The sequence below is a fragment of the Streptomyces sp. MMG1121 genome (assembly GCF_001280015.1).
Classification (GTDB): Bacteria; Actinomycetota; Actinomycetes; order Streptomycetales; family Streptomycetaceae; genus Streptomyces.
In genome coordinates this window covers 77,864-92,621 of record NZ_LGDV01000074.1, presented here as the reverse complement: position 1 = coordinate 92,621, position 14,758 = coordinate 77,864, and the positions used below count along the sequence as shown (strand labels likewise).

The following is a 14,758-nucleotide window of genomic DNA, read 5'->3' as shown; positions in this document are numbered from 1 at the left end:
CGCGGAACGCTGCGCTCAGCTGCCGCCGGCCCGGCGTGTGAGGTCCGCGGCCGCGCTGTCGCCGCTGGTCTTCCCGACCCGCGAGGCCCTCGCCGACCTGCCACATCGACCGGCCCGGACAGGGGCTACCAGTGCACCGGTAGGGCCGTCCTGCGCTGCGGGACGCCGCGGTCGCGGACTGCGCCGGTCCTCAACGCCTGGGCCGGCGAGGGGCCGGACCCGGAGCCTGCGTCAGTGTCGCGAGGGGGAACGCCGCGGTGTCCTCGGGAGGCCGCGACACATAGAGGGCCGTGTGGAAGTAACCCTCGCTCTCCCGCCCGTCGGGGTCCTCGCCCGCGCGGGCCACCGCGTCGACGGCGTATTGCTGCTCCTGCGGGCTGGTGAAACGGCGCTGGGCGAAGGTGGCGCCGGCGGCCTTCTCGGTGACCAGTCCGTGGGAGCGCAGGCTTTCCGCGATGGGCTGGTAGGAGCCCGTCCGCAACACGAAAGCGGCGATCCACACGGGGGCGTCGGCAGCGGCCAGGAGCGGCAGGAAGGTGCGGGGGGACAGGAAACTCGCCCCGCCGGTGACCGTGATCAAGCGGGTGTCGCGCATGGCGTGGCGCAGAGCCGGTGAGGGCGGGGCGGTTTCGAGGTTCTCCGTGAACGCATGGTCCAGGAGGCCGACCGCGAGCGCGTAGTCGAGGGCGGGCGCGGCCACGTCGAGTCCGGTCGCGGGGACCGCGTCCCGGCGTCGGCGGGCCGCGTAGTAGGCACGGTCCCATTCGATCAGCTCGGCGGTGGTGAGCGCGCCGGCCCGTGGCGATGTGTAGTGGGCGTAGAGGTCGTCCCACGTCAGGTCGTGATTGAGCAGGGCCGCGTTGATGCCGTAGGAGCAGCAGATGTCCAGCACCCCCGCACGTCCCGCCGGCCGGGCGGTCCGGTTGGCGGCCATACGCCGGAAGACCCCCTGGGCGTGACGGGGCGTCTGGTAGTCCAGCGCGCCCAGCACACGGAAGTAGGCCCGTGGGTCGGGCTGGTCATAGAGGTCATCGAACGGGGTCCTGCCCGCGGGGGCGGCACCCGGCGTCGACTGCCCGGCAGTGGCATCGCTACCCGTCGCCCTGTTCATCCCCGCAGCTCCCCTTCCTCGCCCGACCGTGACCTCGACAGTCTGAGCCGCACGGCCGCCAGGCCAAACCATCGCAGGACGAAACCGGCCACGCACGGCCCGAGCGGTCGCTCGGGCGTGCGTGGTCCTGTCGGGTTGCGCATGCGGCCGAGGCGGTGCCGTGTTTCCCCGGCATCGCAGGACCGGTCCGCCGGCCCGGCGAGCGGGTCCCGGTGCTGCTCGAACAGGTCTCCTCGGCGACGAGCCGCTCGCCGCCTTCTGCCGACGCCCCGTTGGGCACCGTACCGATCCGTCAGCGGCCGCCTGTCAGATGGGCGAACACCACGACGTTGCCCTGGTAGCCGGTCGCCCGTGAGTAGGCGCCGCCGCAGGTGATGACGCGCAGCTCGGGGCGGTCGGCCGCGCCGTACACCTTGGCGTCGGGGAAGTCGCGGGCCGCGTAGACCTCGACCGCGTCCACGGTGAACACGGCCACGGAGCCGTCCCGGCGGTCCACCTCGATGCGGGCGCCCCGCTTGAGCGCGCCGAGGTTGTAGAAGACGGCCGGGCCCTCGGTGTTGTCGACGTGGCCCGCGACGATCGCGGTGCCCGTCTCGCCGGGCAGGGTGCCCGCCTCGTACCAGCCGGCCAGGTTCTTGTTCTGCGCGGGCGGCACGTCCAGGCTGCCGGAGGGGGTGAGGGCCAGGCCCATCAGCGGGGCGTTCACGCGGATCGCGGGGATGCGGATCCGGGTGGGCGGGGACGGGGCGAGCGCGGGGGAGGCGGACCGCTCGCCGCCGGGATCGGTACGGCCCTCGGTGGCCGCGGGCTGCGGTGGCGTGTGCGTCCCGGCGCCGCTGCCGAGCAGCCACACCCCGGAACCGAGGGCCACGACGGTGACCGCGGCTATCGCGACGTCGCCGAGCCTGGCGCTCCTGCTGCGCCGGCCGCTCCTGCGCATACGAAACCCTCTCCCGGGGACGACCCCGAATCCGCCGGAGCGACCCCTGAACCTGCCGGGGCGGCCCCGAATCCCTCGGGCCCGGCCCCCTGCGTCTTTCGGGGCCGGAGCCCCGTTTCCCGGGGTGATCCCCGGTCTTTCTGGGGCCGGAGCCCTGATTTCCCGGGGCCGGAGCCCCAGCCTCCCGGGGCCGGAGCCCCGCAGACCCCTCCCCCCTCCGGGTCACGAGGGGCATCGGACCCGGAGGGGGTGGGATGTGCGGTACCGGTGGACGGACAGCGGAGGGTGTCCGTCAGATCCCGTCGCCTCTCGCCCGGCGATGCAGGAGCCAGGTACCGCCCGCGGCGGCGACGGCCAGTGCCGCCACACCCACCGCGGTCTGCACGGGGTCGGGGCCGAGTGCGCCGCCGACCCCCGTCTTCAAGCTTCCCCGCGGCTGCATCTGCCCGTGCGCCGCGTTCAACGCCACCACCAGGTCTCCCTTCACCTGCCGGTTGCCCTCGGCGCACTTCACGACGATCTCGTACGTCCCCGGCTGTGCGCTCTCCGGCACCTGGAACTGGCCGACCACGTCGCCCGCGTGCGCGCTGGGCGCCAGCAGGAAGGTGCCGGCACCGACCGCGCCCGCGTCCCCGGTCGCCGCGTCCTTGTCCCCGCAGAAGGGCGTGTTCACCGTGACATGGCTGCCGGGCACCACGTTGGACGGGTACACGTCCAGGCTGCCGGCGGCGTGGGCGGGTGCCGCGGCCGCCCCGAGGAGCGCGAACCCGGTCAGCAGACGGGCGGTGTGACGCATGGTGCTCCCCTGACCTTCGCGAGACGGCTTGTCCAGGGGGTCGCCCCTGCCCTTTCGAGGTAAGTCGCAGTCGCGGAGTTCCGCTTCCTGATGGCCCGTCAGGAATGCGGTGAACGGGTGTCGCCCGCGGCACCCATACGGCCTAACCGCGCGGAGTTCCGCCAGGTCACAGGCGTGCACGCGGGCGCGGGAGACAGCGGTACGAAGAGAACACGAATGGAGCGACGGGCGCCGTTGAACGGGTGACGTCATGTCAGTGCGCCGCCGCGGGCAGCCTCACCTCCGCCTCCGCGCCCCCCGCGCAGGCGTTGCGCAGCCGCACCCGCGCCCCGATCACGTGTGCCTGCCCGAAGGCGATGGTCAGCCCGAGCCCGGTGCCCTGCCCGCGCTCGGCGGCGCCGGTCAGGAACCGCCGCGGCCCCTCCTTCAGCAGCCGCTCCGGGAACCCCTCCCCGTGGTCCCGCACGGTCACCGCGCACCCGGACACGGACACCTCGACCGGGCCGCCGCCGTGTCTGCGGGCGTTGCCGATCAGGTTGGCCAGGACCCGCTCCAGACGGCGCGCGTCCGTCCGTACGGGCGTCTCGTCCTCCGCGCCGGTGAGCCCGACGTCCTCCCCGGCCCGCCGCACGATCCCGGCGACCAGCGGCCCCAGCGGCCGTACCGCCAGGTCCGGGCGCTCCACCGCCGCGTCCAGCCGGGCCACCTCCAGCAGATCCTCGGTGAGGGTCAGCAGCGCCCGCACCCGGTCCCGGACCAGTTCGCTCGGGCGGCCCGGCGGCAGCAGTTCGGCCGCCGTGTGCAACCCGGTCAGCGGGGTGCGCAGTTCGTGCGCCACGTCGGCGGTGAACCGCTGCTCCGCCTCCAGCCGGCTCTGCAGGGTGGCCGCCATCGTGTCGACGGCGGCGCCGAGTTCGGCCACCTCGTCGCGCCCGCCGGCCGGTACGGGCCCGCCGATGCGGGCATCCAGCTCGCCCTGGCTGATGCGGCGCGCGGTCGACGCCGCCGTCCGCAGCTCACGGCTGAGCCGGCCGGCCAGCAGCGCCCCGCCGAGCGTGGCGAGGACGACGACGCAGGCGCCGGAAATCAGCAGCTGCCGGTCGAAGGCGGCCATCTCGCGCGCCTCCTTCTCCAGCGGCTTGCGCACGGACAGCACATGGCCGCCGACGGGCCGCGCCGCCCACACGCCGGGGTGCGCCGAGGACAGGTCGAGGTAGGTCGTGCGCCGCCCGTCGAGCGCCGCGCTCCTGAGCGGCGCCGGCAGGGCGGCGGAGTCCAGGGCCGCGTCGGAGTCGTCCTGGCTGACGCGGCCGGTGAGTTCGTACACCTGCCGGACCCGGACCAGCTGCGCCAGCGCCTCCGCCCGGGCGCCCGCGCCGACCTGCTCCAGCCGCTGCTGGTGCACGAGCAGTCCGATGGCCACGGCGACCAGCGAGCAGCCGACGGCGAGCAGGACGGCGATCTTGCCGCGCAGCCCGAGCCGGCGCAGCCCGAGCCGCCGGTGCAGTGCGCTCGGCGGCGCGGTCATCGCCCGCCGTCCCTGCTGTGCGTGGGGGTCGGCGTGGGCTCCGTGGCGGCGGATCCGTACCGCTTCTCGTCGCTGACCGTCACCAGCCGGACCCCGTCCCAGTGGAAGCGCACGGCCTGCTGGGCGCCGTCCGCGCACAGGCTGCGCAGCACCAGGTCCCGGCCCAGCGTCTCCACGGCCACCCGGCGGCCCCCGGTGAGCAGCACCTCGTACACCCGGCCGGCCCGCTCGGCGTACACGGCGAGCAGGGTGCGGCCGCTCTCGGTGTCGACGGCGACGAGCAGTTCGGGGTGGCCGTCGCCGCTCAGGTCGGCGTAGCGCGGCGGGCGTATCCCGGCCGGGCCCGGGCGGTCGGTGAGCGGCCGGTCGGCGTACGGCCAGGTGCGCGGGTCGGCGCGCAGTACCTTCCGTACGTCCAGCTCCTTCAGCTTCCCGGCGGCGACGCGGGGCAGTCCCGCCAGCGGCTCGGGCGGCGGCTGGTGGGTGGACGTCTGCGCGCCGGGAGCCGAGGGGGACGTGCCGGACCAGGCCGGCCACACCGCCTCGGGGCGCGGCTGTACGGAGACGGAGGGTGCCGGTTCCCCGGCGGCCAGCCCGTCCGTGGCGGCGCACCCGGAGGCGGCCCCGGCGGTGACGAGCACGGCGCACGCGGGCAGCAGCAGACGCAGGGACGGCTTCATGCCTTCGACCGTCGCACCGCCTCGTAACAGAAATCCGGAGATCGTGTAACAAGGATCAGCAGAAGCGGGTGATCCGGGTGATTCGGGACGAAGGTCCCGGGACTAATGCGGAAGTCGTGCGGTCAGGCCGTCGAGGACGACGTCCAGGCCGTAGGCGAACTTGGCGTCCCGGTCCCGGGCGGGGTCCCGGTCCGTGGTGGCGTAGGCGGCGGAGAGGTGGGCGTGACCGGCCGTGGCCTGCTGGGCGGCGGGCATCAGCCGGGCGACGAACTCCGCCTCGGTGTGCCCGGACCGGGCGACCGTGGTGAGCCAGGCGGACTCGGTGGTGGCCATGCCGAGCACGTACGCCAGCAGGGTGCTGATCCCCTGGTCGGGGTCGCGGAACCCGGCCGCCGTGAACAGCGTGGCGAGCCGTTCCGAGAACGACATCAGGTTCGGGCCCAGGTAGACGAGGCCCGCCTGGCCCATCACCGAGGACACCCACGGGTGGCGCAGCGCGGCGGCCCGGAAGGAGCCCGCGGCCTCGGTGACGGCCGCCCGCCAGTCGGACCCGTCGCTGTCGGGCACCCGGATCTCGGCGGCGACCTCGTCCACGGCCAGCTCCATCAGCTCGTCCTTGGTGGCCACGTGCCGGTAGAGCGAGGTCGCGCCGGCGTTCAGCCGGGTGCCGAGCTTGCGCATGCTCAGCGCGTCGACGCCGTCCGCGTCCAGTACGGCGATCGCCTCGCGCACGATCGACTCCCGGCTGAGGGAGGGCTGGTCGGGTTCGCGTCGCTGCCGGGCCCAGACGGAGGGGATCGGGTTGTGCTCGGTCCTTGCGGCCATCGGTGGCCTCCTCTGTGTGCGTACGTCGTTCGCATCCAGCGTACAGAGTTCAAGGCTTGCGCACGCCGTTCCGATCTGCGTACAGTGTGCGCATCGAACGGAACGGTGTTCGCATACGAGGGGGACAACCCATGGAAAGCCCGGAGAGCCTGGCAGGCGCGGAGAGCCGCAATCCGCGCCGTTGGTGGATCCTGATCGTGCTCTGCCTGAGCACGCTGGTCCTGACGATCGACAGCATGGCGCTCACCGTGGCCGTGCCCTCGATGACCGAGGACCTCGGCGCGAGCGCCCAGGACGTCCAGTGGATCCTCGACTCCTACGTCCTGGTCTTCGCCGGCCTGCTGCTCACCTCCGGCAGCCTCGGTGACCGCTTCGGCCGCCGCAAGGTGATGCTGGTCGGCCTGCTGCTCTTCGGCGCCGCATCACTGGCCGGGACGTTCGCGGCCGACCCGGGGCAGGTCATAGCCCTGCGGGTGGCCATGGGCGTCGGCGGGGCGCTGATCATGCCGTCCACCTTGTCCATCCTCATCACCGTCTTCGACGAGGCGGAGCGCGGCAGGGCGATGGCGACCTGGGGGTCGGTGTCGATGCTCGGCCTGGTGGGCAGCCCGGTGCTGGGCGGTGTGCTGATCGACCACTTCTCCTGGCACGCGATCTTCTTCCTCAACGTCCCCGTGGTCGTCCTGGCCGTGATCGCCGGCGTCACCCTCATGCCCGAGTCGAAGGCGCCGTGGCAGAAGGCCGACCCGCTGGGCGCCGTGCTGTCGGCGGCCGGGATGACCGCACTGGTCTGGTGGATCATCGAGATCCCGCAGCACGGCGCCTTCGGCGGCCGCTCCCTGGCCGGCCTGACGGTCGCGGTCGTCGCCCTCGCCGCCTTCGTGGTCTGGGAGAACGTCACCCCCTCGCCGATGGTCCCGCTCGTCCTGTTCAAGAACCGCAACTTCACCGGCGGTTCGCTCTCCCTGGCCCTCGTCCAGATCGGCAACGGCGGTCTGCTGCTGGTCCTCACCCAGTACCTGCAGTTCGTCCTCGGCTACTCGCCGATCAAGGCGGGCCTGGCCTTCCTGCCGCTGGCCGTGACCGCGATCATCGGCAACGCGGGCGGCGTGAAGCTGGCCGCGAAGATCGGCAACCGCTTTGTGATCCTGACCGGCATGCTGATCATGGTGGCCTGCTTCGCCCTGCTCACCACGGTCGGCGCGGGCTCCGGATTCACCGTCCCGGCGATCGCCCTGGGCCTGCTCGGCCTCGGCGCGGGAGCCGCCATGCCGGCCGCGGTCGGTGCGCTGATGGGCACGATCCCGCCGGAGAAGGCGGGCGTCGGCTCGGCCCTGAACGACACCGTCCAGCAGGCGGGCACCGCCCTCGGCATCGCGATCCTCGGCTCGCTGCTGGCCAGTGGCTACACGGACCGGATGCCGGCCGGCGCCCCCGCCCAGGCCCGTGAGTCCATCGCCGGAGCGGTCGCCGCGGCCCACCCGGGCCTGGTCCGTGCGGCCCGCGAGGCCTTCACCTCCTCGATGTCCACCACCTTCGCGGTCAGCGCGGTCGGTGTCCTGGCGGCGGCGGTCCTGGCCACGGCGGTGATGCGGGACGGCAAGGCGGAGCAGCCCGCCGAATCCGCCGAGCGGGAGCCGGAGCTGGTGTCCTGAGCGCGGCGCACGACGGAAGGCCGGGGCCCGGACGGGCACCGGCCTTCCGTCGTCCTGGCCCGGATCAGTTCACGTTGACCGCGCTCCAGGCCGCGGCCACCGCGTCGTACTCGGTGCTGCCCGCGCCGTACAGGTCCTTCGCGGCGCTGAGGGTCGCCGTGCGGGCGCCCGCGTAGTCGGTCGAGGACGTCATGTAGACCGTCAGCGCCCGGTACCAGATCCTGCCGACCTTGTCGTGGCCGATGCCGGTGACCGTCGAGCCGTTGTACGTGGGCGAGTTGTAGCTGACGCCGTTGATGGTCTTCGCGCCGCTGCCCTCGGCGAGGAGGTAGGCGAAGTGGTTGGCGACGCCGGAGGAGTAGTGGACGTCGAGGTTGCCGACCGAACTGCTCCAGTAGTCCGCCGAGTTGCCGTCCTTGGACGGCTGGTCCATGTAGCGCAGGGCGGTCTTGCCGAAGCCGGGGCGGACGACCTTCTCGCCGATGAGGTAGTCACCGGGGTCGGAGGGGTTGTTCGCGTACCACTCCACCATCGTGCCGAGGATGTCGGAGGTGGCCTCGTTGAGTCCGCCGGACTCCCCGGAGTAGGTCAGCGCGGCCGTCTTGGAGGTGACCCCGTGGGTCATCTCGTGCCCGGCGACGTCGAGGGCGACCAGCGGTCCGAAGGCGGTTCCGTCACCGTCGCCGTACGTCATGCAGAAGCAGCTGTCGTCCCAGAAGGCGTTGTTGTAGTTGTTGCCGTAGTGGACGCGGTTGTACGAGCCCTTGCCGTCGCCGGCGATGCCGTTACGGCCCTGGACGTTCTTGTAGTAGTCCCAGGTCTCGTCGGTGCCGTACTGGGCGTCGACGGCGGCCGAGGAGCGGTCGGCGGTGCTGCCCGTGCCCCAGTGGTTGTCGGCGTCCGTGAACACCGTCGAGGGTGCCCGGCTGATGCAGATGCCGAAGATGCACAAGTCGGTCTTGTTCGCCGCGTCACCGGTGTAGGTGTTGCCGCGCGTCGGGTCGGTGAGGTTGTACGTCGATCCGGACTGGGTCGTCTGCAGCGGCACCGTTCCGCTGTACAACGACTGGCCGTCGCCGGCGGCGGTCTCGATGCTGTCCCAGGCGTCGATCTGGGCACCGGTGCGGGCGTCGGTCAGCACCGTGCGGGCGACCGGGTTGCCGAGCGAGTCCCGGCCGACCGCGTTGGTGCGCCAGGCCAGCTTCGGGGTGCCGTGCAGGGCGTCGACGATCAGCTCGGGCTTGGCCTTGAGCTGCTGCAGCCGGTCGCCGAGGTTGACCGCCCGCAGCGCGTTCACGGCGAGGTCGGCGGCCTGCGGCGCGGATATCCTCGGGATGACCGAGGTGAGGGATATCGCGCCCCGGGTCGCCCGGTCGGCGCCGCGGTAGCCGCCGTCCTTCTTCAGATGGACCACGAAGTCGCCGCCCAGGACGGGGAGTCGGTGATAGGTGCGGTCGTAGCGGACGTGCTGGGTGCCGTCCGGGTCCACGATCACGTCGCGGACACTGGTGTCCTCGGCGGAGGTCAGGCCCAGGTTCGCGGCATGGGCCAGGAGCGCCGACGCCGCGTGCTCGATCGCGGTGGCGCGGGTCGGTCCCGGGTCGGCGTGGGCGGCGGGGGAGAGGGCGACGGTCAGCAGGGTCGCGGTGGTGACGGCGACACCGGCGGTGGTGGTGAGACGACGGGATCCTCGGGCGTGCTGCCGTATCCGGCTCATCGGTCTCCTCGGGAAGGCGCCAGGCTGGACGTGGGGATGGCGCTGATGTCGACAGATTTAAGGGGGCATGACAAGTCATGTCCATAGCGGCTTCATGGAGATGTGTGAGAAGCCGGCGGGGGTACAGAATCGTTTCCGTGATCACTTCGGACCCCGGGACCCCGCTGCCCTTCTTCGTCTACGGCACGCTGCGCCCCGGCGAGGCCAACCACGACCTGTTCCTGTGGGGCCGCACCGCGTCCGAGGAACCGGCCCGCCTCCCGGACGCCGCGCTCTACGACGGTCCCGGCCACCCCTACGCCGTCGAGTGCCCCGGCACGCACGTGTACGGCGAACTGGTCACCGCCCGGCCGGACACCTACAGCGAGCTGCTCGCCGCCCTGGACCGGCTGGAGGAGTACCTGCCGGGCGACCCCCGCAGCCTCTACGAACGCGTCGCCCGGCATGCCGTACGCGCCGACGGCACCACTGCCTCGGCCTGGGTCTACCTGGCCGCCCCGCGCGTCGCCGCCCGGCTGCGGGCCACCGGCACCCTCGTCGAGGGCGGCGACTGGCGCTCCCGCCGCTGAGTCAGCCGAGCAGGCACAGCCCCCCGGGCACGGTGATCCCGAACTCCTCCGCCACGACGCGCCGCACCTCCGCCTCGTTCGCGAGCTTCCGCTCGGTCACCGTGCCGTCGGCCCGGGTCTCGGTCAGCAGGTCGCCGTCCAGGGCGAGATGACGCTCGGCGGTGGTCCGCTGCAGATACGGGCGCCGGGTGAAGGGAGAGCGGGGATTGGTCCCCACGTGCCAGTTGAACACCTCGTAGTCCGGGGCGGCGAACGGTTCCAGCGTGAACGCGTACTGGCCGACCCAGTCCTGCTGTCGGCGGTCGTACGCCTGCAACTCCAGCAGCTCCAGCGGCCCTTCGTGCGACAGCGGCATCAGCCGGTGCCGGCGCCCGCCGCCCTCGAACGCGGTGCCGGTGACCAGCGGCACCGCCACCAGCAGCGAGCCGGACGCCCCGAAGCCCACGTCCGCCAGATACGGCTCCGGCTCGCCCGGCACCTCGACCCGCAGCATCATGTGCGTGCGCGGCCGGCTCCACGGCGTGGGGGCGCCCAGCACCACCCGCGCGGCCAGCCCGCCCACCCGGAACCCGAGCGCCTCCAGGGCCAGCCACATGAGCGTGTTGTGCTCGTAGCAGTAGCCGCCCCGCGGGCCGTGGACCATCTTGGCCATGAGGTCACCGGGCACCAGCGAGGGCGCCCGGCCGCTCAGCGGGTCCAGGTTCTCGAAGGGCAGGGACAGCGCATGGGCCAGATGGACGCCGCGCAGCGTCTCCGGGCCGGCCTGCCTGCCGCCTTGCCACCCGATCCGCTCCAGGTAGGCGTCGAGGTCGAACTGCTCGGTTTCGGACATGGCCCGAACCTACGCGAACCCGGCCCGCCGCGCCGCAGCCCGCGGATCGAACCGCACTACTGCGCTCGCCCTAGGACCCGGCCGAGGCGCCCTCGTGTGCAGCCGCCCGCGCGGGCCACCGCCGCCCGGAAGTCCCGGGCCGGCGCCCGGTCGGCCGTCCGGGTCTGCACGAGGGTCTGCTTGCCGCCGCACTTCCGCGTGACCGACCCGGCGGCGGTGACAGCGCTACGGCTGCGGAACGGAGCAGCTCGCGGCCACCAGGACCGCCGCCACGATCGCCGTGACCGCAGCCGTCCCCTGACGGAACCCGTGCGCACGCACCGTTCGGCCGGCCCTCATGGCGAGGCCGGTACGACCGCCTCCACCCGCACCGCGCACGACTTGAACTCCGGCATCCGGGACGTCGGGTCGAGCGCCGGGTTGGTGAGAGTGTTGGCGCGGCCCTCGCCGGGCCAGTGGAACGGCATGAACACCGTGTCCGGGCGGATGGCGGAGGTGATCCGGGCAGGCGCGGTGGCCCGGCCCCGGCGCGATATCACGGTCACCGGATCACCCTCGACCGCGCCGATCCGGGCCGCGAGCCGGGGGTGCAGCTCCACGAACGGACCGGGCGCGGCGGCGTTCAGCTCGGCGACCCGCCGGGTCTGGGCGCCCGACTGGTACTGCGCGACGACCCGGCCGGTGGTCAGCAGCAGCGGATACTCGACGTCCGGCTCCTCCGCCGTGGGCCGGTACGCCACACCCGCGAACCGGGCCCGGCCGTCCTCGGTGGCGAAGCGGTCGAGGAAGAGGCGGGGGGTGCCGGGGTGCACCGCGTCCGGGAAGCCCTTCGCGGACGCGGAATCCGGGCGGCCCGCACCGGGGCCGGTCCGGGTGGGCTTCGGCTCCGGGCACGGCCAGAACACCCCGTTCTCCGCCGCCAGCCGCCGGTAGGAGATCCCCGAGTAGTCCGCCGGTCCGCCCGCGCTGGCCCGGCGCAGTTCGGTGAACACCTCCTCGGGATCGGTCGGGAACCCCTTCTCCACACCGAGACGCGCGGCCAGCTCGTGCAGGACGTACAGGTCGCTTCGCACACCGGGCGGCGGCCCGACCGCCTGCCGGCGCAGCAGCACCCGCCCCTCCAGGCTGGTCGTCGTCCCTGTCTCCTCGGCCCACTGGGCCACGGGAAGGACCACATCCGCCAGCTCGGCCGTGTCGGAACGCACCACGTCACAAACAGCAAGGAAGTCAAGGGACGTGATGCGCTTCTCGATGTGTGCGGCGCGTGGTGCCGACACCACCGGGTTGGAGCCCATCAGCAGCAGAGCCCTGATGTCCGTACCGAGGGCGTCGAGCAGCTCGTACGCGCTGCGCCCGGGCCCGGGCAGGCTGCCGGGGTCGACGCCCCACACCTCGGCGACATGGCGTCGGGCCGCCGGGTCGTCCAGCTTGCGGTAGCCCGGCAACTGGTCGGCCTTCTGGCCGTGTTCGCGCCCGCCCTGCCCGTTGCCCTGCCCGGTCAGACAGCCGTACCCGGACAGCGGACGCCCCGCCCGCCCCGTCGCCAGGCACAGGTCGATCCACGCGCCCACCGTGTCCGTCCCCTTGGACTGCTGCTCGGGCCCGCGCGCGGTGAGCACCATCGCCGCCGCCGGCTCGCAGAACAGCCGTACCGCCTGCCGGAGCTGGGGCACCGACACCCCGGTGATCCGCTCCACGTGCTCCGGCCAGTGCGCCATCGCCACGGCCCGGGCCTCGGCCCAGCCGGTGGTGCGCTCACGTATGTACGCCTCGTCCGTCCGCCCCTCGGCCACCACCAGGTGCAACAGGCCGAGGGCGAGGGCGAGATCGGTGCCGGGCCGGGGTGCGAGGTGCAGGTCGGCCTGCTCGGCGGTGCGCGTCCGGCGCGGGTCCACGACGATCAACGTGCCGCCGTTCTCCCGCAGTTCGCGGAAGAAGCGCAGCGACGGCGGCATGGTCTCGGCGGGATTGGAGCCGACCAGGATCACACAGCCGGTCTTCGGGATGTCCTCCAGCGGGAACGGCAGCCCCCGGTCCAGCCCGAACGCCCTCGTGCCCGCCGCCGCGGCCGATGACATGCAGAAGCGGCCGTTGTAGTCGATCTGCGAGGTGCCGAGCACCACCCGCGCGAACTTGCCGAGCGCGTACGCCTTCTCGTTCGTCAGCCCGCCCCCGCCGAAGACCCCGAGCGCGTCGGGACCGTACCGCTCCCGCGTCCGCCCGAGCCGCTCCGCGACCAGGTCGAGGGCCTGCGCCCAGCCCGCCGTCACCAGCCGCCCGCCGGACCGCACGAGCGGCGAGGTCAGCCGCGCCCCCCGGCGCCAGCACCTCGGCGGCCGTACGCCCCTTCCCGCACAGCGCGCCCTGGTTGACGGGGAAGTCCGTCCGCGCGGACACCTCGACGCCCCCCTCTGCCAAGGGCGTGAGGTTCATTGCGCACTGCAGGGCGCAGTACGGGCAGTGGGTGGGCGTCGAGGCGGGCATCTCCATGGGGCCAGCGTGCGTCGGGCGTGTTACGGCACCGGGCCGCTCCCGGTTACACGGCCGGGACGCCCGCCTCCCCGCCGGGCCGGGGGCGGCGTGAGGTGCCGGTTCCCCGTGCCGTTCCCGACCGGTCCCACTGCCTCACTGCCGGTTCAGCGAGCGGGTGACGCCCGCCGCGATCGTCGTCGCCAGCACCCAGCCGGTGACGATCAGCAGATACGCCAGCCACTGGTACCCGCCGCGCGGCGCGTACGCCCCCTCCTGACCGAAGTCGATGATCGGCAGCAGCAGATCGAGGGTGTAGAAGAGCGGGTTGAACGCGGGCGCCTCGGAGGGCTTGAGCGCGGGCGGGTGGTGCAGGGCGAAGGCGAGCGTGCCGGTGCACAGCAGGAGCAGCAGCCACCCCGCGGCCCGCATCGGGCGGAAACCGTAGCCGACGGCCGCGTCCTGGAGATGGCCCCACAGCCGGGCGTACGGCGGCAGGGTACGGCGATGACGACGGAGCCTGGCCAGTTGGACGGTGCGCGCGGCGGCGTCGTCGCCCACCGTGCGGTACGCCGTGGCCAACTGCTCGTAGGGGTGCGGAAGATATCCCTCCGGCTCGCGCTCCAGCAGGGGAAGACGCAGTTCGGCCGCGAGATGCGGGGTCAGCACGCGGTAGCCGAGCCCGTCGAGCCGGACCTGCCGGGGCCACACCTCGGGCGGTACGTGCAGCAGGTCGAGCTGGGCGCGGCGCAGATTGACGGCCCCCTCGATCGGTGCGGCCTCCCGCAGCCACAGCTCGCCGATGACGCTGCTGCTGGCGCGCAGGGCCTGGCCGCCCGGGTCGGACAGCCGGGCGTGGGCGAGATTGAGCTGACGGGGTATGCGGGCACCGGACAGATTGACCCGGCCACGGGTCCGCAGGCGCATGGCGTGCAGGTCGGTGCCGACCGTCAGGACCTCGGCGTGCAACGCGGTTTCTCCGGGGGCGTTCAGATACGCGTCGTTGAGGTTGACCTGATTGCGGACGACCGCCCCGTTCAAGTGAACCTTTCCGTGCGCGACCAGGCCCGGGGCCCACACGTCCGTGCCCACCTCGGCATGGTTGAGCTGCAGCACCGGCTCCTCGGGGACCTCGCCGGGCCTGCCGAGCCGCGCACCGCCCGCGAAGAACGCCCCGGACAGCTTCGCCCCCTGGAGCCGTACCGGCCCCGTGACCCGGCAGCAGGAGATCCGCACGACCCCTTCGGCGCGCAGGTTCCCGGCCGTCAGCCCCGGCAGCACCGAGTCGCTGAGGACCAGCGCGCCGACCTGCGCCCCGTACAGATCCGGCGCCTCCTCGAAGTGGCAGAAGCGCAGCCGGACCGGATGGCCGACGGTGCCGTACTTGAGTCCAGCCGCCCGGTGATGCGCGCGCCCCACACCTTCAGGCCGGCGACCCGCCCCTCCCGTACCGGCCCGGCCAGCAGCAGCTGCCCCAGCACCTCCGCCCGCAGCGTGCGCTCGGGACCCCAGGAGGCGCCCTCTGCGGGGTCCTCGTCGTCGCCCTCCCGGAAGTCGACGCCCTCGCCGAGCGGGAAGGCGTCCAGGACGCGGCGCTCGGCAGGCGTCAGACCGGTGATCTCCATACTCAGCCTCC

10 protein-coding genes and 2 pseudogenes are annotated in these 14,758 nt (G+C 73.2%); 2 read left to right on the top strand and 10 right to left on the bottom strand.

What is annotated here, in order from left to right; all coding sequences use genetic code 11:
• Positions 1-190: 190 nt before the first annotated feature.
• The 6 genes from ADK64_RS08425 to ADK64_RS08400 form a co-directional block, all read right to left on the bottom strand.
• Positions 191-1,111, bottom strand: a complete 921-nt coding sequence (locus tag ADK64_RS08425; RefSeq protein ID WP_234384500.1) for a hypothetical protein — start codon at positions 1,109-1,111, stop codon at positions 191-193.
• 292 nt (positions 1,112-1,403) lie between these two features.
• Positions 1,404-2,051, bottom strand: a complete 648-nt coding sequence (locus tag ADK64_RS08420) for a class F sortase (RefSeq protein ID WP_053656644.1) — start codon at positions 2,049-2,051, stop codon at positions 1,404-1,406.
• A 292-nt stretch (positions 2,052-2,343) separates the two neighbouring features.
• A complete protein-coding gene (locus ADK64_RS08415; RefSeq protein WP_053656642.1) occupies positions 2,344-2,847 on the bottom strand; it encodes a hypothetical protein in 504 nt (167 codons plus the stop codon).
• 253 nt (positions 2,848-3,100) lie between these two features.
• Positions 3,101-4,375, bottom strand: coding sequence for a sensor histidine kinase (locus tag ADK64_RS08410; protein ID WP_053656639.1), 1,275 nt, complete (start codon positions 4,373-4,375; stop codon positions 3,101-3,103).
• Positions 4,372-5,055, bottom strand: a complete 684-nt coding sequence (locus tag ADK64_RS08405; RefSeq protein ID WP_053656637.1) for a hypothetical protein — start codon at positions 5,053-5,055, stop codon at positions 4,372-4,374. Before ADK64_RS08405 ends, ADK64_RS08410 begins: the two co-directional genes overlap by 4 nt.
• A gap of 102 nt (positions 5,056-5,157) precedes the next feature.
• Positions 5,158-5,880 carry a TetR/AcrR family transcriptional regulator gene (locus tag ADK64_RS08400; RefSeq protein ID WP_053656635.1) on the bottom strand — a complete coding sequence of 241 codons (723 nt, stop codon included), beginning with the start codon at positions 5,878-5,880 and terminating at the stop codon, positions 5,158-5,160.
• Positions 5,881-6,011: 131 nt separating this feature from the next.
• Here ADK64_RS08400 and ADK64_RS08395 point away from each other — a divergent pair, with 131 nt between their 5' ends.
• On the top strand, positions 6,012-7,535 hold the full coding sequence (locus ADK64_RS08395) for an MFS transporter (protein WP_053656633.1): 1,524 nt from the start codon (positions 6,012-6,014) through the stop codon (positions 7,533-7,535).
• A gap of 64 nt (positions 7,536-7,599) precedes the next feature.
• Here the strand turns inward: ADK64_RS08395 and ADK64_RS08390 are convergent, their stop codons facing one another.
• Complete coding sequence (locus ADK64_RS08390) at positions 7,600-9,252, bottom strand: M4 family metallopeptidase (RefSeq protein ID WP_053656631.1); 1,653 nt, start codon at positions 9,250-9,252, stop codon at positions 7,600-7,602.
• 137 nt (positions 9,253-9,389) lie between these two features.
• Here ADK64_RS08390 and ADK64_RS08385 point away from each other — a divergent pair, with 137 nt between their 5' ends.
• A complete protein-coding gene (locus ADK64_RS08385; protein WP_053656629.1) occupies positions 9,390-9,821 on the top strand; it encodes a gamma-glutamylcyclotransferase family protein in 432 nt (143 codons plus the stop codon).
• 1 nt (position 9,822) lies between these two features.
• Here ADK64_RS08385 and ADK64_RS08380 read toward each other — a convergent pair whose 3' ends face one another.
• The 3 genes and pseudogenes from ADK64_RS08380 to ADK64_RS44780 form a co-directional block, all read right to left on the bottom strand.
• Positions 9,823-10,653, bottom strand: coding sequence for an arylamine N-acetyltransferase family protein (locus ADK64_RS08380; protein ID WP_053656627.1), 831 nt, complete (start codon positions 10,651-10,653; stop codon positions 9,823-9,825).
• A 335-nt stretch (positions 10,654-10,988) separates the two neighbouring features.
• Positions 10,989-13,137: pseudogene (locus ADK64_RS08375) on the bottom strand (molybdopterin oxidoreductase family protein).
• 141 nt (positions 13,138-13,278) lie between these two features.
• Positions 13,279-14,747, bottom strand: a pseudogene (locus ADK64_RS44780) (membrane-associated oxidoreductase).
• Between the last annotated feature and the right edge of the window lie 11 nt (positions 14,748-14,758).

Coding starts and splice junctions, on each gene's coding strand:
- ADK64_RS08425 (WP_234384500.1), bottom strand. CDS start 1,111: ATGAACAGGGCGACGGGTAGCGATGCCACTGCCGGGCAGTCGACGCCG.
- ADK64_RS08420 (WP_053656644.1), bottom strand. CDS start 2,051: ATGCGCAGGAGCGGCCGGCGCAGCAGGAGCGCCAGGCTCGGCGACGTC.
- ADK64_RS08415 (WP_053656642.1), bottom strand. CDS start 2,847: ATGCGTCACACCGCCCGTCTGCTGACCGGGTTCGCGCTCCTCGGGGCG.
- ADK64_RS08410 (WP_053656639.1), bottom strand. CDS start 4,375: ATGACCGCGCCGCCGAGCGCACTGCACCGGCGGCTCGGGCTGCGCCGG.
- ADK64_RS08405 (WP_053656637.1), bottom strand. CDS start 5,055: ATGAAGCCGTCCCTGCGTCTGCTGCTGCCCGCGTGCGCCGTGCTCGTC.
- ADK64_RS08400 (WP_053656635.1), bottom strand. CDS start 5,880: ATGGCCGCAAGGACCGAGCACAACCCGATCCCCTCCGTCTGGGCCCGG.
- ADK64_RS08395 (WP_053656633.1), top strand. CDS start 6,012: ATGGAAAGCCCGGAGAGCCTGGCAGGCGCGGAGAGCCGCAATCCGCGC.
- ADK64_RS08390 (WP_053656631.1), bottom strand. CDS start 9,252: ATGAGCCGGATACGGCAGCACGCCCGAGGATCCCGTCGTCTCACCACC.
- ADK64_RS08380 (WP_053656627.1), bottom strand. CDS start 10,653: ATGTCCGAAACCGAGCAGTTCGACCTCGACGCCTACCTGGAGCGGATC.